The organism is Enterobacter cloacae complex sp. ECC445, assembly GCF_021892025.1.
Classification (GTDB): Bacteria; Pseudomonadota; Gammaproteobacteria; order Enterobacterales; family Enterobacteriaceae; genus Enterobacter; species Enterobacter chengduensis.
On record NZ_JAKLRZ010000037.1, the window covers coordinates 1 to 17,915 of the forward strand.

A 17,915-nucleotide genomic window follows, 5' to 3' on the forward strand; every position below is an offset into this window, starting at 1 on the left:
GCGATGGTGCGGGACAATAAAAAATGGGCGGCAGATTAGTCGTCAGCTGTTGACTTTAAACACAGCTGCTCACCCCGACCCTCTCCCACAGGGAGAGGGAGAAAAGATCAGGCCAGTCGCGGATACGCATCCGCAATGGCGTCACCGGTAAATTGCGCCACCCAGCCTTCCGGGTTATCGAAAATACGAATGGCGGTAAAGTTCGGCTCTGAGCCCATATCAAACCAGTGCGGCGTACCCGCGGGCACGGAGATCAGGTCGTTTTTCTCGCACAAGACCTGATATACCTCATCGCCAATGTGCAGGCAGAACAAGCCCGCGCCTTCGACGAAAAAGCGCACTTCGTCTTCGCCGTGGGTGTGTTCGTTCAGGAACTTCGCGCGCAGCGCCTCTTTCTGCGGGTTGTCGGCGCGCAGGCTGATCACATCCCAGCTCTGATAACCTTTCTCTGCCACCAGCCTGTCGATCGCGTGCTGATAGGCGTCGATCACCGCGTCGGGAGCTGGATCGTGTCCTAAATCACGGTCAGCCGCCCAGCGTTCGAAGCGCACGCCCTTAGCGTTGAGCCGTTGGGCAATCTCGGCGGCGTCGGTGCTGTGCCACAGCGGCTGGCTGGCGTCTTTGTCGGAATAAACGGTCAATGCGCTCATGAAGGGATCTGCTCCGGATTAATCTCGTCAAACTGGTGGACCTGATGGTGGTGGCTTGCGCCGTCATCATCACCGCGAATCAGCTGCAGGGTACGAAAACCTGCCCGTTCAGCCGCGTCCAGCTCCTGATGAATATCGGACAGGAACAGGATCTGCGACGGGGCGATGCCCGTTTGTGCCGCAATGTTTTGATAAGACTGCACCTCGCGCTTGGCGCCGATGTGGGTATCAAAATAGCCGCTGAACAGATGAGTAATATCACCTTCGTCGCTGTAGCCAAATAACAGTTTCTGCGCGGCGACGGAGCCAGAGGAATAAACATAGAGATCAATCCCTTGCGCTTTCCATTTTTCCAGCGCGGGCAGCACGTCCGGGTAGAGGTGGCCGGTAAAGTCGCCGTTGACGTAGCCGTCGTGCCAGATGATCCCCTGCAGCGCTTTGAGCGCCGTGGACTTGCGGTCTTCATCCATAAAGGCAAACAGGGCGTCGATTAGCTCGCTGACGCTGGCGTGCGGGTTGCCGATTTCATCACGCAGGTTGTCCAGAATGGATTTCACCGGCTCGGCGTACTGCTGCGCGGTCACGAAGGCCGCCAGCCGCTCACGCGCGTAGGGGAACAAAACATCATGGACAAAACGAATATCGCTGGTGGTCCCTTCAATATCCGTCACAATCGCGCGAATCATACTCTCTCCAGTTGGCGTAAACGCATTTCACATTCAAACAGGAATTCCAGTCCTTCCAGATGACGGCGCGCTTCGGCCACGTCGCGTCCCCAGCAGGTTAAGCCATGACCGCGCAGAAGAAAACCATAATTAAGCGGGCGTTCCTGCGCGTAATGGGCGATTCGCGAGGCGAGGGCGTCGATATCCTGGTCGTTATCAAACACCGGGATGGATACGGTATCCCGATGCGTGGTCTGTCCGGTAAGCGATTTTTGCATCTCAAAGCCGCTGATGTTGAGCTCGGCTTCTTTGACCAGGCGGGACAGCACCGTGGCGTTAACCGTGTGAACGTGCAGGACGGCGTTGGCTTCCGGGAACAGGCGATAAATCAGCGTGTGCAGGCCGGTTTCCGCCGACGGTTTACGACCGGACGGCGCGCGGTTGGTGGCGATTTCCACCTGCAGAAAGTCATCGGTCGTGAGGCGACCTTTGTCTTTACCCGATTCGCTGAGCCAGCACAGATGTTCGTCCTGACGTAGCGACATGTTGCCGCCGGTGGCGGGCGCCCAGCCTTTGGCGCCAATCCAGCGGCAGGCGTCAACAAGTTGTGTGAGTTGCAGGTTGTCTGTCATTTCCTTTTACCCTCGCGGCCAGGAATATTCATATTGTTTATACCCGTCATACTTCAAGTTGCAGGTGCGTTGGCTGCATTCACTCACCCCAGTCACGTACTTATGTACGCTCCCGGGGATTCGTTCCCCTTGCCGCCTTCCTGCAACTCGAATTATTTAGGGCATAGACGTCTAAGCGTCTTGATTGCTAAAGACTAACATCGTGTTATAGTGGCAGCAACATAAGTATTACAAGCAGGCACGACATAATGAGCAATAACGCTTTGATTCCGCAGAGTAAACTTCCCAATCTCGGGACCACCATCTTTACGCAGATGAGCGCCCTGGCGCAGCAGCACAACGCCATTAACCTGTCTCAGGGGTTCCCGGATTTCGACGGCCCGGCGTATCTGCAGGCGCGTCTGGCTTACCACGTGGCGCAGGGAGCGAATCAGTATGCGCCGATGACGGGCGTGCAGGCGCTGCGGGAAGCCATTGCGGACAAAACGGCGGAGCTGTATGGCCATAAGCCCGATGCGAACAGCGACATCACGGTGACGGCAGGGGCGACCGAAGCGCTGTATGCGGCCATCACCGCGCTGGTGCGTGCGGGTGATGAAGTCATCTGCTTTGACCCGAGCTACGACAGCTATGCGCCTGCGGTTGAACTCTCCGGCGGCGTGGTGAAGCGCGTGGCGTTACGGCCGCCGCATTTCCGCCCGGACTGGCAGGCGTTTGCCGCGCTGCTGAGTGATAAAACCCGCCTGGTGATTCTGAATACGCCGCATAACCCGTCCGCGACGGTGTGGCAAAAAGCCGATTTTGCCGCGCTGTGGCAGGCGATTGCCGAACGGGAAATTTATGTCCTGAGCGATGAAGTCTACGAGCACATTTGCTTTGCTGAGGAAGGACACGCCAGCGTGCTGGCCCATCCCCAGCTTCGCGAGCGCGCTATCGCCGTCTCTTCGTTTGGTAAGACCTACCATATGACCGGCTGGAAGGTAGGGTACTGCGTGGCTCCGGCGGCCATTAGCGCTGAGCTGCGCAAGGTGCATCAGTACCTGACCTTTGCCGTGAACACACCGGCTCAGCTGGCGCTGGCGGATATGCTGCGTGCAGAACCTCAGCATTACCGCGAGCTGCCGCATTTCTATCGCCATCGCCGGGATCTGTTTGTGTCCGCGCTGAGCCAAAGCCGTCTGGAGATTTTGCCTTCGGAAGGGACCTACTTTCTGCTGGCGGACTACAGCGCCATTTCCGATCTGGATGACGTCAGCTTCTGCCAGTGGCTAACCAAAGAGGTGGGCGTTGCGGCAATTCCGCTCTCTGTTTTTTGCGCCGATCCCTTCCCGCATAAGCTGATTCGTCTCTGCTTTGCGAAACAGGAATCGACGCTGCTGGCGGCGGCAGAGCGCCTTAGCGCGCTCTGATTATTTTACCGTCCAGGCTTCGGAGTAACGACGGTCTGCAAAGAGTTCCAGCAGACCGCTGATCTGCTTGAGTCGAAGGACCTCGTCGCGGTCCATACCCAGTTCTTTGCCGATTTTCTCGTCATTCCAGCCAAGCTGAGCCAGTTCGCGGACGATATCGGACATCGCGTTAATCTGGTGTCGGCCTCTCGCCCGGTTATGGCGGATGGTTGCCGCCATGCGGTCGAGCTTTTTCTGCCGCGCTTTGCGCAGGCAGGTCACCGGCAGGTAACCTTTCAGCTGGCGCTTTAGTACCGCCCGGTGTGAACCAATCTCGTGACGATGAAAGCCGTCGACGATTTCATAATGCCGCGCATCGTTCTCCGTCACCACGATGGGCTGCGTGAAGCCATCTATCTCAAGTGATTTACAGAGCAGCCGCTTTTCCGGCGGCGCGACGTTATTGGGGTTATAATCATTAGCGGTAATCTCATCCTGCTTTATCCACAGCACGCAGTCGACGGGCTGCTCGCGAAAAGGGCTGTTTTCATGGATGGCCTGGCGAAAGGCATTGATGGCTTCAATGCGATTTTCTTCGGGAAGAGACTGAAGATAGCGCTCCATTTCTCTAATCAATCGTTGTTGCATAAGATCCCCCATTCCTTACGTTTTGACTTTATCCGTTCGCTGTAACGTTGATAGTGCTTTGGTTTGTTAGGACTGAATGAAAGGGCACGACACCAGTAGTCATTGTTGAGTAATACCTTGCACACCCGTCGCCAGGACGGAATATCTTTTGTCCCGATATCGGCCTCCTGGGCGTCGGGGATATCATCCATGCCTCTCTTTTGATACCAGTGCAGGTACACTGCAATTTTATTGCGGTAATGCTCTGCCGTCGTTTGCGGCATGCTGTCGAGCAGCAGCATGGCGTATTCGCGCCAGCTGAGCGCGTCGGGTTTAAGGATTTTACGGTGGCCATAAAAGTGATTGTCCTGACCTGCATAGATCCCTCCGCTGTGCACGCCGCTTACCCGCTCGCACATCGCCGCCCAGCGTTCGGGCTCAACAATATGATAAAGCCACAGTCCCTGGCGCTGTTCCGGGCCAAACGGCTCACAAATGCGCATGTAGCGTGGTGGAACGCCTGCCTGGAACATCAGATCGTAAAGAGGGTTGTAGCATCCGCCCGTTTTAGCGAACCATGTCCAGATGTCGGCGGTCTTCCAGTCGTAAAGGGGATAGATATACCAGGCGTGGCCGCCCGGGGAGGCGCTGGTCCAGGGTTTGTCATCGGCAAAGCGCCGCTTACGCGCGTTAGCGATAGACAAAAAACGATTGTAGGATTCATCGGCGCGAATGCCGACCATCATTGCCGCCGGGCGGTTTGCGGCAAACCAGTCTGAAAACGCGCGGACAAAGGCTTCAAACGTCATGCCATGCTGGTAGAAATCGAAGTCATCAGGATCGGTAATGGCCCCTGCGGGCGGCTGGCGCACCCATTGTTTACCTGGCTCCCAGCACTGCCATTCGGGGTTAAATTGCGTAAGGCCATTTTGCGTGGTGAGCGGTAGCGCAACCCACCAGCATTGCTCAATCACATCGGCGTATTCCGCCACCATGTTATTTATATGCTGAATGGTATAAGTGAACTGTACTTCCCAGTCGATAAAGAGCAGAGAGATTTTCTTTCCCATTTTTCGGGCCTGTTGGGCCGTCAAATGCAGCATAACGGTTGAATCCTTCCCGCCTGAAAATGAAACACAAACTCTGGGTAGATTCTCAAGCGTCCATGTAATGCGCTCTATCGCGGCCTCAAGGACATTTTGATTAAGCGGATACTTATACATTGACATAGCCAAACGCCTCCCTGGATATAAATACCTTTTGGGGTGTCAATAATGGAGAGAGAATAATAGTAGTGGAAAAAAAACGCAGGTAAATGAAAAAGAGAAATGATTTTGTTATCTATAAATACGGCTTATGTTTTAACGAAAAGTAAAGGGTTGTGATAATCACAACCCTGAAGGTTATTTTTGAGTGATTTGTTCAATAAACGTTGAGAAAATCGTATTGTTGAGCGCTGAACGGTTATAAATCATAAATACATCCAGCGGAGGAGGCGTGAACGTGACATTTACTTTCTTGAACCGCAGTACGTCTTTGTATTTTTCATATAATACTTCTGGCACGTATCCGATTAAATCGGAGGCGCTAATCATGGCCAGAATGGTAGACGCTGAATCACAACGGAAAATAACATTTTTTTCGGCATGCACTTCCGCAGACTGGGCGTGGTAGTTCTTGATGCCGGGTTCATCACTCATGAATAACGTAAATTTCTCTTCCTGGAGATCCTCCATTGTAACAACGTCTTTGATACGCGGATGATCCTCGCTGCATATTAAAATGACCTTAAAGGATGCATAAGGAACACAAATCATTGAACGGTTGTTAATTGGCGCCATTGAGAAGATAAGATCCGCTTTGCGGTACGCCAGCAGATCTTCTGCAGAATCCGCGCTCAGCAGCATATTATGAAGCTCTATTTCATAATTATGATTGCTCATTAATAGCGTGAGCGGAGAAAGCAGGTTTTGCGTCGTCAGGATCTGCGGGCTGTAAATCACAAAATTCTTCTTAAGCGTAGACGCATTCATGATGTTAATGGTCTGCTCAAGCTGATTGAGGTTTTGCTCAAGATGATGGTGAAGATTGACACCCACCGTCGTGGGGGTAATGCCTTTTCCCGAACGGATAAAGAGAGGATCGCTGAGCTGGTTGCGCAGCCGCTGCAGCGATTGACTCACCGCCGACGGGGTAATATAGAGCGTTTCTGCTGCCTTGCTGATGCTCAGATGCTGGTAGATACATTCGAAAATGACCAGCAGGTTGAGATCGAATTTTTTGAGGTCGTAGAGGTTTGCCATGTTTCATCCTGAGTGTGCTGCGGTTCGTTATCACATCACTGATAACTATAGAACTAAGTTAACCATTTACCATCCATGATAGTTAACTAACTTAATTTTTATTGAAAACCGACTTAATATATCATGAAAATAGATTAATGAAATAGAACTTAAAGAGTAGTTAAGATATTTTTATCTTGGAAAAAGAAAATAAAATTGAATATAAATGTTCTGATTTATATATCGACAGGGAATTATCACAATTTTTTATTTTTCACACCGATCTCGATGGCGACCACGCGACCTGCACCGTTTGGTAAAACCTATCGCAATCATAGATAAGATTACCCCTTACGTCCATTGCCCTGTGTCATTCCGGGTGCTGTAATCAGGGGGCTGTTACCGCCTTGATATAAAGGTAAGTAGAGCGCAACGCAACGCCAGCCCAGGCTGGCACTGAAAGTTCCTGTGGAAAGTTCAGGTATCAGGGCCGCCCACCAGGGCGGCCTTTTTACGTTTGGGCCTTCCATTAATTCAGTTCACCACGTTGTCTTGTTGGCGTTGTAAGGTTTGGCTGATTGATTTGATAAAGCATACGCATTAGCCCCGATGGATAAAGTTGGTTACCTTACACCTCAACGAAAACACGGAGGAAGTACAGATGTCTTTGATTAACACCAAAATTAAACCTTTCAAAAACCAGGCATTCAAAAACGGTGAGTTCATCGAAGTTACCGAGAAAGATACCGAAGGTCGCTGGAGCGTCTTCTTCTTCTACCCGGCTGACTTCACCTTCGTTTGCCCGACTGAACTGGGCGACGTGGCGGACCATTACGACGAACTGCAGAAGCTGGGCGTGGACGTTTACTCTGTGTCTACCGATACCCACTTCACCCACAAAGCATGGCACGGCAGCTCTGAAACCATCGCAAAAATCAAATACGCGATGATCGGTGACCCGACTGGCGCCCTGACCCGTAACTTCGACAACATGCGTGAAGATGAAGGCCTGGCTGACCGTGCGACCTTCGTTGTTGACCCGCAGGGCATTATCCAGGCTATCGAAGTTACCGCTGAAGGTATCGGCCGTGATGCGTCTGACCTGCTGCGTAAAGTGAAGGCCGCTCAGTACGTGGCTTCTCACCCAGGCGAAGTGTGCCCGGCGAAATGGAAAGAAGGCGAAGCAACGCTGGCTCCATCTCTGGACCTGGTCGGCAAGATCTAAGCCTGTATAGCCTGGCGGCGCGGCGCTTGCGCAGGCCTGCAAAAACCGTAGGCCGGGTAAACGACGTGCCACCCGGCAATTCATGGGCGCCCCCCGCGCCCATTTCATTCCAGCACCATGATGCAAGTTGCATTCAGGCCGCCCGCACAAGGCAGCTTGCATGATGACGTCTTAAGAGAGGGAAGAACAATGCTCGACACAAACATGAAAACCCAGCTCAAGGCCTACCTTGAGAAACTGACCAAACCCGTTGAGCTGATTGCCACGCTGGACGACAGCGCCAAATCGGCAGAGATCAAGGAACTGCTGGCGGAGATCGCCGAACTGTCGCCGAAAGTGACCTTCAAAGAAGATAACGCGCTGCCGGTTCGTAAGCCCTCTTTCCTGATTACCAACCCAGGCTCCGACAAGGGACCGCGCTTTGCCGGCTCTCCGCTGGGGCATGAATTTACCTCGCTGGTGCTGGCGCTGCTGTGGACCGGTGGTCATCCGTCAAAAGAAGCGCAGGCGCTGCTGGAGCAGATCCGCGATATCGACGGTGATTTCGAGTTTGAAACCTATTACTCGCTCTCCTGCCACAACTGCCCGGACGTGGTGCAGGCGCTGAACCTGATGTCGGTACTCAACCCGCGCATCAAGCACACGGCGATTGACGGCGGTACCTTCCAGAATGAGATCACCGATCGTAACGTGATGGGCGTTCCGGCGGTCTATCTGAACGGGCAGGAGTTTGGCCAGGGCCGCATGACGCTGACCGAAATTGTAGGCAAAGTGGATACCGGTGCCGAAAAACGTGCCGCGGAAGCGCTGAACAAACGCGATGCCTACGACGTGCTGATCGTCGGTTCCGGCCCTGCGGGCGCGGCGGCAGCGGTGTACTCCGCGCGTAAAGGCATTCGTACCGGCCTGATGGGCGAACGCTTCGGTGGCCAGGTGCTCGATACCGTGGACATTGAGAACTACATCTCCGTGCCGAAGACCGAAGGCCAGAAGCTGGCGGGGGCGCTGAAGGCGCACGTCAGCGAGTATGACGTGGACGTGATCGACAGCCAGAGCGCCAGCAGGCTGGTGCCGGCAGCCGTCGAAGGCGGTTTACACCAGATTGAAACCGCGTCCGGCGCGGTGCTGAAAGCGCGCAGCATTATCATTGCCACCGGCGCGAAATGGCGCAACATGAACGTCCCGGGTGAAGATCAATACCGTACCAAAGGCGTAACCTACTGCCCGCACTGCGACGGCCCACTGTTCAAAGGGAAACGCGTGGCGGTGATCGGCGGCGGTAACTCCGGCGTGGAAGCGGCTATCGACCTGGCGGGGATCGTTGAACACGTTACCCTTCTGGAGTTCGCGCCAGAGATGAAGGCCGACCAGGTTCTGCAGGATAAGGTTCGCAGCCTGAAAAACGTCGACATCATCCTGAACGCGCAGACCACGGAAGTGAAGGGCGACGGCAGCAAGGTGACCGGCCTGGAATATCGCGACCGCGTGAGCGGCGACGTGCACAGCGTTCAGCTTTCGGGGATTTTCGTCCAGATTGGTCTGCTGCCGAACACCACTTGGCTGGAAGGCGCGATTGAGCGCAACCGCATGGGCGAAATCATCATCGACGCAAAATGCGAAACCAGCGTGAAGGGCGTGTTTGCGGCAGGCGACTGCACCACCGTGCCGTACAAACAGATCATCATCGCCACGGGCGAAGGGGCGAAGGCGTCGCTGAGTTCGTTTGACTACCTGATTCGCACCAAAACCGCATAATAAAAGAAAGAAGACATGACCTGCAGTAGCCACCTCATCATGAGGTGGCTTTTTTATTGGTTTTTTTTATTCTCAATTATCATCGCGATCGAACGCTTCATGCGTTAACTCCCTGCTTAGATCAAAGAAATTAATAAGGCTGCTGATAATATCCCGTCGTTTTCTGTTGATAAACATTTATATTTAACATGAATGATAAAGATATATTCACCCCTTCAATATATGAGGCATTAACGCCCTTTGAAATAAAGGGATTAATGTTTCGTGATTTCTTTAACGCGGCGGATATGACATCGCGGTGCGCCTCGTTACGCTATTTTTTTCCTGAGAGTGAGGCCTGGCCGCAGGATGAGGCGTTAGACGTCGAGTATGACTTTAATGCGCTGTTTGTCGGCCCGGCGACGCTGCTGGCGCCACCTTACGCCTCGGTTTATCTGGACGAAGAGCCTCTGCTGATGGGGGCCACGACGCTGAGCGTGCGCGAATTCCTGCAGAGCATTGGGCTGTCCGTCACCGCGGAAAATAGCGTTCCCGACGACCATATCAGCTATGAAATGGAGTTGGTGGTGATGCTATTAGTGCATGCCAGATATTCACCGCAATATCATGATGCACTTGCCCGTTTTGTACGCGCGCATCTCGAATTATGGCTTCCCGCATTTATCGCGAAAATAACGGATTGTGCGAAAACATCCGCAATTAAATGCCTCGCCGTGCAGCTTAATAATTGGTTTGATGAATTAAAAGCGAGAATAATATTATGAGTATTGATAAAGGGCAGCTTAACCGGCGCTCCTTTTTAAAAGGACTGATTGCGCTGGGTACCGTCGCCGCATTACCCGGCGGGTTATTATCCTCCCGATGTGCCATGGCACAGCCGCCCATTCCGTTTAACCCAAAAACCTACAAAATTTTCCGGAATGCCTGTCCGCGTAACTGCTATGACACCTGCAGCCTAAAAACGTGGGTCAAAGATGACGTGATTACCTTCGTCGAGGGGGCAAGCGAATCCACCTTTACCCACGGCGCGCCGTGCGTGAAAGGGCTGACCTACCCGCGTCGCGTCTACTCACCCGACCGGATCAAATACCCGATGATTCAGGACGGGCGCGGCAGCGGTAAATGGCGCCGCATCTCCTGGGATGAGGCCATGCAGCGGATCGCCAGCAAGATGCTGGAGATCAAAAAGAAAGATGGCTCCCTGCTCGGCCTGGCGCTGACCAAATATTCCGGCAACCTGGGCGTAATGAGCTATGCCGTGGAGGGGATGATGTCCTCGCTCGGCTACACCACGCGTTTTGCCGGTACGCCGTGCTGGCCTGCGGGCATCGACGCGCAGCATTACGACATGGGCGACATGTGGTGTAACGACCCGGAAGATTTGGTGAAGGCCAAATACATCATCCTCTGGGGCGCGAACCCGGCATGGTGCTCCATGCACACGATGAAGTACATCTATCAGGCGCGCGAGAAAGGCGCGAAAGTGGTGGTTATCGATCCGCTGTTCTCGCAAACCGCCGCGAAAGCCGACCTCTATCTGCGCGTGCGTTCAGGCTCTGACGGCGCGCTCGCACTGGGTATGGCGCGCCATCTGGTGGATATCGGCCGCGTGGACCAGGAGTTCGTCAATAATTTCGCGCACGGATATCCGGAGTTTGAGCAGTACCTGCTCAACAGCATCACGGTAGAGTGGGCATCGGAAATTTGTGGTCTGGCACCGGACGTGATCCGCCAGCTTGCCGAGGAGTTCACGGCGGTTAAGCCTGCCACCGTCTGGATTGGCTACGGTATGCAGCGCCACGTGAACGGCGGCGCGAACGTGCGTGCGATTGATGCCTTTGTCGCCATGACCGGCAATATCGGCGTAGAAGGCGGCGGCGCTCGCTACGGCCATCTGCAGACCTGGGGCTATAACTACCATGCAATGACGCAGACACCACCGGTGGGTTCTGTAGGGATGGAAGGGGCATCAGGCCCGGTGGGCGAGTTCGTCAGCGATAGCGGCGAAAAGAGCAAGTACTCTGACCGCGCGCTCAACCTCAACCAGACCGCGCAGAGCATTCTGGACGCTAACGATCCGCCTATCCGCATGCTGTGGGTGGCCTGTAAAAACCCGTTTGCCCAGGACTTCGACCGCAACAAGATGAAAAAAGCGTTCGACAAGCTGGAAATGGTGGTGTGCGTGGATCAGTTCTTTAACGAGACGGTCCAGCATGCGGACATCGTTCTGCCTGTCACCACGACCTTTGAGCACTGGAGCGCCTCTTCGTCTTACTGGCACTACTGGCTGACGGTGAATGAACCTGCCATCAAGCCGATGTACGAGTGCAAGAGCGACCTGGATATTGCCGTCCTGCTTTCCCGTACCCTTAACAAAATGGAGCCGGGCTCATGCACCTTCCCGCAGGATGTTGACCAGAAAAAATGGCTGGATCTTGAATTCAACGACGGGCTGGCGAAGCAGTTTGGCATCAGCTCCTGGGACGATCTGCTGAAGGGGCCGGTGAAGGCCAAAATGCCGAGCAGCGCAGCCTGGCACGATCGCAAATTCAAAACGCCGTCAGGCAAGTATGAGTTTTTATCCGAGCGCTGTGAGCAAAACGGCCATAAGGCGCTGCCGGAATATCTGCCAGCCGCCGAAGGTAAGCTGCCGTTCCAGCTCTTTACGCCGCACCTGCAGTACGGCCTGCATTCGCAGTTCGTTAACCTTGACTGGATGCAGGTCTTCTGGCCGGAGCCCTTTGTGTATATCCACCCTGTAGCCGCTAAGAAAAAGGGGATTCGTGACCTGGCGACAGTGCGGGTATTCAACGAGATTGGCGAGGTCCAGCTGCGTGCCAAAGTGACCACCAACGTACCGGAAGATTTCCTGGTGATGTACGAGTCCTGGTTCAACAAGCTCAGCTATAACGTGCAGAACGTGGTGAAAGATACCCCGGCCGATATGGGCAAAATGGCCACCGGTGCACCGGGCGCGGCCATTCACGATCAGTTTGTCGATATTGTCCTCATTGCCAATGAAGGAGCGGACGCATGAGACGCGCATTTTTAGTGAACAGTGATAAATGTATTGGCTGCCGCGGATGCGCTATGGCCTGTAAGAGCTTCAACCAGCTCGAGCCCGAGCGTTTCTGGCGCTATGTCTATCCGCTGGATAAAGAAATTTATCCGCATGAGGAGCGTGCATTCTTTTCGCTGGCCTGTAACCACTGTGAAAATCCTGCCTGTCTGGCCGCGTGCCCGGTGGAGGCCTACACCAAACGTGATGATGGCGTGGTGGTGCATAACCCTGAACGCTGCATCGGCTGTAAAAACTGCATTCGTAACTGTCCGTATGGCGCGCCGCGTTTTAACGAAGAGACTAAAAAAGCCGAAAAATGCAGCATGTGCTACGAGCGTCTGGATATCGGCATGAATCCCGCTTGCGTGAACGCCTGTCCGGTGGGGGCGCTGACGCTGATCGACCTGGATGCCGATCCGCTGCCGAACAATGCTGTGCAGTATCCGCCGGGCTTCCCCAAAATGCCGCAGCTTAATCCTGGGACGCGCTTCATTTTGGCCCGTCAGCCGAAACAGCCGGGGGATAAATAATGGAAAAGTACGAACTGCCGTTGGTTATTTTTACCGTGCTGAGCCAGATGTCCGTCGGGATGACGCTGATGCTGACCTGGCGCACGCTGCGTGGCGAAGTGCAGGGCAACCGTCTTCACTGGCTGATCGCTGGGCTGATTCTCGGTGCCGCTTCCGTCGCCGCTGTACTGCATTTGGCGCATCCGGAACACGCATATAATGCGTTAATCAACCTGAAACACGCCTGGCTGAGCCGTGAAATTCTCGGCGCGACGCTGTATGGCGGCACAATTGGCCTGGCTTTTCTCACCAAAGGCAACAAAGGCGCAGCGCTGCTGGCATCCCTGTTCGGAATACTGCTGGTGGTGGTGCAGGGGATGACCTACGCCGCGCCGGCAATGCAGGCCATTGCCAACGGCATCACCATGATGCTGTTCTTTGCGACCGTTTGGGTGCTGGGCTGTGCAGCGACGCCGCTGCTCGGGGTGAAGGCGTCAACCGCTGCACTGCGTCAGGGGATTATCGCCCTGATGGCGCTGCTGATTGCTGCACCGGTACTCTGGCTCAGTGGCGGTACCATCATGAAAATGACCGCTCATGCCTGGCTAAGCTCGCCGCTCTATCTGGGCAGCCTGCTGTGCTGCGTCGTGGGAATGGCATTGTCGTTAATGCGTCAGCCGATGCAAAAAGCGGTGTTTGTTATTCTGCTGGCGGGCGTGGTGTTGAGTCGTCTGACCTTCTTCGGCGATACCGTCAGTACCATCGTCAATATTGGTCACCTGTACTGATAAACAAAACCCCGCGAAAGCGGGGTTTTTTGTGGGCGGTTAGCGGACCACCATCACCGGAATGTGGGTATGGCGGATCACGCTGGAGGCGTTAGAGCCCAGCAGATGGGTGGTAATGGAAGGGTTGCGCGAACCGATGACCACCACGTCGGCGTTCAGTTCGTTCGCCAGTTCATTTACCGCATCGCGTACGCTGCCGAATCTGACGTGCGTTTTGATCCGTGAAGGGTCGATGCTGAAGTGGCTGACCATGGTTTGCAGGCGCGTTTCCGCTTCATGCTGCAAATGCTCCTCGAAGCGACGCACGTCGGCGGCAAAGCGGTGAAGGCTCAGGCTGGCGGAGCCCGGCAGAACGTGCAGCAGATGGATAACGCCGTCCTGCTGCGCCAGGAACTCCGCATGGCGAACGGCCTTGTCGCTCAGCTCCATCTCAAAAACATCAACCGGCATAATGATTCTCTGATACATACCCGTTTCTCCTTGTTTATAAACACAGAAATCATTCAACCACAAAATAGTAATGGTTTCTGTAAGCGTTTCGTCAGTTTTCTTATATTGCTTACCGGTGGCGCTCAAGATAGAGCACGGCCGTGACGATAATCGCCACAAAAATCATAAAAATAAGTGTGATAGCCAGTATCTCACTCATGACCGTCCCCGCGGCACCAAAACAGATTAAGCGTGGATTAAGGCCATTTTGCGCGGTATAGGAAATTTGGGTGAATTTGCGGAAAGAGGATGCAGCTGCATCCTCTGTGCAACGCGGAGGCGCTTGTTCAGAAGAGGTTAACGCAGGTAATCGCCCGCGGCTTCCGGCTGGTAGAGCAACGCCAGCACTTCCAGATGAGCAGAGGCGCCGCCGGGCAATTCCCAGTGGATGGTATCGCCCGTGCGGAGGCCCAGCAGCGCGGCACCCACAGGCGCAAGTACGGAAAGCTGTGCGCTGCTGTCGGTCATCTGAGCCGGGTAAACCAGCGTGCGGGTCAGCTCTTCACTGGTCGTCAGGTTGCGGAATTTCACCTGGCTGTTCATGGTGACCACGTCATGCGGCATCGTTTCAGGCGTGCACATCTGCGCCCGGTCGAGCTCCTCATTCAGGGCATCGGCCACGGGAAGTGAGGCAAATTCTGCTTTTTCCAGCAGCCTGTCGATACGTTCTGCGTCAAGCTCGTTGATGATAATGGTAGGTCTGGACATTTTTACTCCATGTCGTTAATGCTGCGTCTAACGCAGAAACGGTTCCAAAAGAAAACCCTCGCCGTCTGGCAGCGAGGGTTTAACTTTCCCGATGATACTGGCTGAGGGCACAAGTTTGAAGTGATGAAGGTCACATTCATAGCCCATATGAATATTCGCTGAAATTTATTCAGTCTTCATTCCGGGCGGAATACGTTACGCTGAGCGTCCTGAACCCGGGCGTTGCCCATCAACGAGAGAGAGCTATGTACTTCTACCAACCGTCTCAGGGGCACGGCCTGCCGCACGATCCGCTGAACGCCATTATTGGTCCACGTCCGATCGGCTGGATCGCCTCATGCGATAAGGCCGGTCAGCTGAACCTCGCGCCGTATAGCTTCTTTAACTGCTTTAACTATCGCCCGCCGATCATCGGCTTTTCCAGCAACGGCTGGAAGGACAGCGTGCGTAATATTACCGAAACCGGGGAATTTGTCTGGAACCTGGCCACGCGCGATCTGGCACAAGCGATGAACCAAACCTCGGCAATGCTGCCGCACGATCGGGATGAATTTAGCTTTGCCGGGCTGACGCCCACGGCCAGCCTGTTGGTTAACGCGCCCCGCGTCGCGGAAAGCCCGGTGAATTTTGAGTGCCGCCTGTCGCAGTGCATTCAGCTTACCGGTGCCGACGGCACGCCGATCGATACCTGGCTGGTGTTGGGGGAGGTGGTCGGTATCCACATCGATGAAGCGCTGCTGGAAGAGGGGATCTATCAGACGGCGAAAGCGCAGCCCATCCTGCGTGCGGGTGGGCCGACGGCGTACTATGGCATCAGTGATAATGACCGGTTTGATATGGTGCGCCCGGGCGCGGATCAGTAGCCGGCTTTATCAATCACGAACTGTTTTCCGCAGTTACCAGGATGTGGCTGCGGAGCAAATGACGCCGCAGTAAGCGGGTTGTTGACGGTATCAGCCTTCAGCGAAATCTGCATCTCGGTCAGATAGGCCGGGTTGCCGTTGCAGGTCAGCTTGATCGCCTTAACGTTCTCCTTGCCCCAGCTTTTGGCAACGGCACCGTCAAAGTCGCTGCGGCTGACGGGTTTACCGTAGTTTTGGGCGAGGAATTTACCGACCGCGCTGTTTTTAACCTCCTGGTTCATCCGCACCATCGTGCCGAAATAGGCATCGGGGTCGAAACCAAAGCAGACGCCATGTTTGGCATATTCGTAACGTTCCAGGCAGGAGTTCCCGCCCGCGCCCGGCATCACGTCGTTAAGCTTCGCGGCAGCGGAAAGCGACAGCCCGGTTTCGGCGGCTTCGCATTTGCGGCTGGCCTTCACTTCCGGCATGTTCGGGATGGGCCGCGTGGCACAGCCGAAACGCATCCATCGGCGTTCATCCACGCCGCGTGCGGCAATCGATTTTGGCAGACCGGGCCAGAGTCCGTGAACGGTGAGAAAATCGGCTTTATTCTCGCGCTCTTTTTGCAGGCGACATTCATCAGGTTCATTACGGTTGCGCTCAACCATGCTCTGGCAAAAACCGGTTTGCCAGGACAGCGCCAGCACATAGCGATCGAAATCGCCATACTGCGTTGCCTTGAGCGGTTCCGACTGCGCGGAGAAGATACAGAGTGCAAGCGCCATTGCGCCAGACGGGATGACGATATCCTTCCTGAACATATGATTTCCTGATCGAATGAACGTGATTAATTTCTGGGAGTTATTAAAGCACAAAAAGCGCCCGCAGGCGCTTTTTGGATATCCAGAATTTCGCTTAGGCTGCGCCGGGGACCAGCACTTCCGTGGCGATAATCACGATAATCAGCCCGACCATAACAGGTACTGAGGTGCGTTTGACAACCTCGAACGGTGAGATTTTCGCCATCCCCGCAACGGCGACGACCACGCCCGACACCGGCGAAATGGTACGGCCCAGGTTTGACGCCTGCAGCATGGGAATGGAGAGATAGGCAGGATTAATACCGGAGGAGTGGGCCAGTTTCGGGATCATCTCAACGAAAGCGTAGAAAGGCGCATTACCGGAACCGGTGGTCATGGCCGCCAGCATGGTGAGCACCACCAGAACCAGCATCAGGATGATACTGGCCGAACCGAACGAGGTGGCGATAGAGATCAGGCTCTGGATAAAGCCGATCGTGCTCAGACCCTGGGCAAAAACGCCGGCGGCAACCAGCAGCATTACCACGCCAGCGAAGGCATCCGCCATACCGCGATAGGCCACTTCCAGACCCGAGAAGACTTTTTGCGTGTTAAAACCGCGCACAAACTCCAGCACGGCGGCCAGCAGCATACAGATGACCAGAATGGTAATGATGTGCAGCTGCGGGCCCCATTTGCCGTCAAAAATCAGCACGCCAATAATTGGCGTAAAGGGCAGGATGGCATAAAACGCGGGAGCGGTGGTGGTGATTTCACTCACGTCCATCATTTCATGGCTGATGTTTTCTTTCTTATCGAGATAGCGCTGCCAGAAGAAATGCGCGACACCCATGCCGACGATGGCAACAATGGAGATCGGTAGCGTGGTTTTAAAGGCGAAGTCGATGAGCGACATCTCTGCCGCCTTTGCTGCGAGCACAACGTCACCGGAGGTGGGGGAGAGAATAATCGCTGCCGGAGACGCGCAAATGGCCGCTGCCGCGCCGCGGCTGATACCGACGTTTACCATGACCGGGAACAGCGTCGCCATGAGCAGCACGCCAAGCCCGGTAGCCGACGAAACGGCCAGTGACATCAGGCAGGCGAGGAAATAGGCGGCGACCATCAGCAGATACGGCGAGTTGATGTATTGCAGGGGTTTGGAGGCCAGCTTAACGACCATGTCGTTGGCACCGATGTGGGTCATGTAGGCCGCAAAACCACACAGCATCATGATCATCATGCCCAGGTCGCCGCCGCGGCTCATGAGCAGTATCTTAATATATTCAACAATATCGGTCGCGGTATAACCGGTACTGGCCGCGCTGGCAGGTAACACCTGGTGCCCCATTATTGCGCTGATAATCAGCAGCGTTAAACCGCCTACAAATAATACGCCCGTGGCCGAGTAGCCTTTAATGATGTAGCGTGCGACGCCAACTATGACGACGACGCCAATAAGGAGCTCGAATAACGTAAGCATGATTTCCC

General features: G+C 54.6%; 19 protein-coding genes. 8 read left to right on the plus strand and 11 right to left on the minus strand.

What is annotated here, in order from left to right; all coding sequences use genetic code 11:
* Positions 1–107 precede the first annotated feature (107 nt).
* Genes L6R44_RS22060 through L6R44_RS22070 form a run of 3 tightly spaced genes read right to left on the minus strand, consistent with a single transcriptional unit; the run spans position 108 to position 1,947 of the window.
* The gene (locus L6R44_RS22060) at positions 108–650 is read right to left on the minus strand and encodes a 1,2-dihydroxy-3-keto-5-methylthiopentene dioxygenase (protein ID WP_032638802.1); all 543 of its coding nucleotides are present in this window, start codon (positions 648–650) and stop codon (positions 108–110) included.
* A complete protein-coding gene (gene mtnC / locus L6R44_RS22065; RefSeq protein WP_045325713.1) occupies positions 647–1,336 on the minus strand; it encodes an acireductone synthase in 690 nt (229 codons plus the stop codon). The genes L6R44_RS22060 and mtnC overlap by 4 nt, the downstream gene beginning before the upstream one ends.
* On the minus strand, positions 1,333–1,947 hold the full coding sequence (locus L6R44_RS22070; protein ID WP_032638805.1) for a methylthioribulose 1-phosphate dehydratase: 615 nt from the start codon (positions 1,945–1,947) through the stop codon (positions 1,333–1,335). The genes mtnC and L6R44_RS22070 overlap by 4 nt, the downstream gene beginning before the upstream one ends.
* 248 nt (positions 1,948–2,195) lie before the next feature.
* Between L6R44_RS22070 and L6R44_RS22075 the strand changes: the two genes are divergently transcribed.
* The gene (locus L6R44_RS22075; RefSeq protein ID WP_237425425.1) at positions 2,196–3,356 is read left to right on the plus strand and encodes a pyridoxal phosphate-dependent aminotransferase; all 1,161 of its coding nucleotides are present in this window, start codon (positions 2,196–2,198) and stop codon (positions 3,354–3,356) included.
* Here L6R44_RS22075 and L6R44_RS22080 read toward each other — a convergent pair whose 3' ends face one another.
* From L6R44_RS22080 to citR, 3 genes are all read right to left on the minus strand, one after another.
* Positions 3,357–3,983, minus strand: a complete 627-nt coding sequence (locus tag L6R44_RS22080; RefSeq protein ID WP_237425426.1) for an IbrB-like domain-containing protein — start codon at positions 3,981–3,983, stop codon at positions 3,357–3,359.
* The gene (locus tag L6R44_RS22085) at positions 3,968–5,191 is read right to left on the minus strand and encodes a phosphoadenosine phosphosulfate reductase (protein ID WP_237425427.1); all 1,224 of its coding nucleotides are present in this window, start codon (positions 5,189–5,191) and stop codon (positions 3,968–3,970) included. Before L6R44_RS22085 ends, L6R44_RS22080 begins: the two co-directional genes overlap by 16 nt.
* A gap of 174 nt (positions 5,192–5,365) precedes the next feature.
* Positions 5,366–6,265, minus strand: a complete 900-nt coding sequence (gene citR, locus L6R44_RS22090; RefSeq protein ID WP_237425428.1) for a DNA-binding transcriptional repressor CitR — start codon at positions 6,263–6,265, stop codon at positions 5,366–5,368.
* A 640-nt stretch (positions 6,266–6,905) separates the two neighbouring features.
* On the opposite strand from citR, the gene ahpC reads away from it, so the two are divergent.
* From ahpC to L6R44_RS22120, 6 genes are all read left to right on the plus strand, one after another.
* A complete protein-coding gene (gene ahpC / locus L6R44_RS22095) occupies positions 6,906–7,469 on the plus strand; it encodes an alkyl hydroperoxide reductase subunit C (RefSeq protein ID WP_032638815.1) in 564 nt (187 codons plus the stop codon).
* Between the two features lie 189 nt (positions 7,470–7,658).
* Positions 7,659–9,224 (plus strand): alkyl hydroperoxide reductase subunit F, encoded by a 1,566-nt coding sequence (ahpF, locus tag L6R44_RS22100; RefSeq protein WP_237425429.1) that lies wholly within the window; start codon positions 7,659–7,661, stop codon positions 9,222–9,224.
* 188 nt (positions 9,225–9,412) lie between these two features.
* Positions 9,413–9,988 carry a TorD/DmsD family molecular chaperone gene (locus tag L6R44_RS22105; RefSeq protein WP_237425430.1) on the plus strand — a complete coding sequence of 192 codons (576 nt, stop codon included), beginning with the start codon at positions 9,413–9,415 and terminating at the stop codon, positions 9,986–9,988.
* A complete protein-coding gene (locus L6R44_RS22110) occupies positions 9,985–12,261 on the plus strand; it encodes a molybdopterin-dependent oxidoreductase (RefSeq protein ID WP_032638820.1) in 2,277 nt (758 codons plus the stop codon). The genes L6R44_RS22105 and L6R44_RS22110 overlap by 4 nt, the downstream gene beginning before the upstream one ends.
* Entirely contained in the window at positions 12,258–12,815 is a 558-nt protein-coding gene (locus L6R44_RS22115) for a 4Fe-4S dicluster domain-containing protein (protein WP_032638822.1), read from the plus strand. The genes L6R44_RS22110 and L6R44_RS22115 overlap by 4 nt, the downstream gene beginning before the upstream one ends.
* Positions 12,815–13,582, plus strand: a complete 768-nt coding sequence (locus L6R44_RS22120; RefSeq protein ID WP_237425431.1) for a dimethyl sulfoxide reductase anchor subunit family protein — start codon at positions 12,815–12,817, stop codon at positions 13,580–13,582. The genes L6R44_RS22115 and L6R44_RS22120 overlap by 1 nt, the downstream gene beginning before the upstream one ends.
* A 39-nt stretch (positions 13,583–13,621) precedes the next feature.
* Here the strand turns inward: L6R44_RS22120 and uspG are convergent, their stop codons facing one another.
* From uspG to rnk, 3 genes are all read right to left on the minus strand, one after another.
* A complete protein-coding gene (gene uspG / locus L6R44_RS22125; RefSeq protein ID WP_032638826.1) occupies positions 13,622–14,050 on the minus strand; it encodes a universal stress protein UspG in 429 nt (142 codons plus the stop codon).
* A gap of 91 nt (positions 14,051–14,141) precedes the next feature.
* A complete protein-coding gene (gene yldA, locus L6R44_RS24900) occupies positions 14,142–14,231 on the minus strand; it encodes a small membrane protein YldA (RefSeq protein ID WP_272930168.1) in 90 nt (29 codons plus the stop codon).
* A 137-nt stretch (positions 14,232–14,368) separates the two neighbouring features.
* The gene (gene rnk, locus L6R44_RS22130; RefSeq protein ID WP_237425432.1) at positions 14,369–14,779 is read right to left on the minus strand and encodes a nucleoside diphosphate kinase regulator; all 411 of its coding nucleotides are present in this window, start codon (positions 14,777–14,779) and stop codon (positions 14,369–14,371) included.
* A 245-nt stretch (positions 14,780–15,024) separates the two neighbouring features.
* Here rnk and L6R44_RS22135 point away from each other — a divergent pair, with 245 nt between their 5' ends.
* A complete protein-coding gene (locus tag L6R44_RS22135) occupies positions 15,025–15,642 on the plus strand; it encodes a flavin reductase family protein (protein WP_237425433.1) in 618 nt (205 codons plus the stop codon).
* Here the strand turns inward: L6R44_RS22135 and rna are convergent.
* Positions 15,636–16,409: a ribonuclease I gene (rna, locus tag L6R44_RS22140; protein ID WP_442876517.1), complete on the minus strand. Its 774-nt coding sequence runs from the start codon at positions 16,407–16,409 to the stop codon at positions 15,636–15,638. The two genes, L6R44_RS22135 and rna, sit on opposite strands and share 7 nt — an antisense overlap.
* A gap of 130 nt (positions 16,410–16,539) precedes the next feature.
* Complete coding sequence (gene dcuC / locus L6R44_RS22145; RefSeq protein ID WP_032638832.1) at positions 16,540–17,907, minus strand: anaerobic C4-dicarboxylate transporter DcuC; 1,368 nt, start codon at positions 17,905–17,907, stop codon at positions 16,540–16,542.
* Positions 17,908–17,915: the final 8 nt, after the last annotated feature.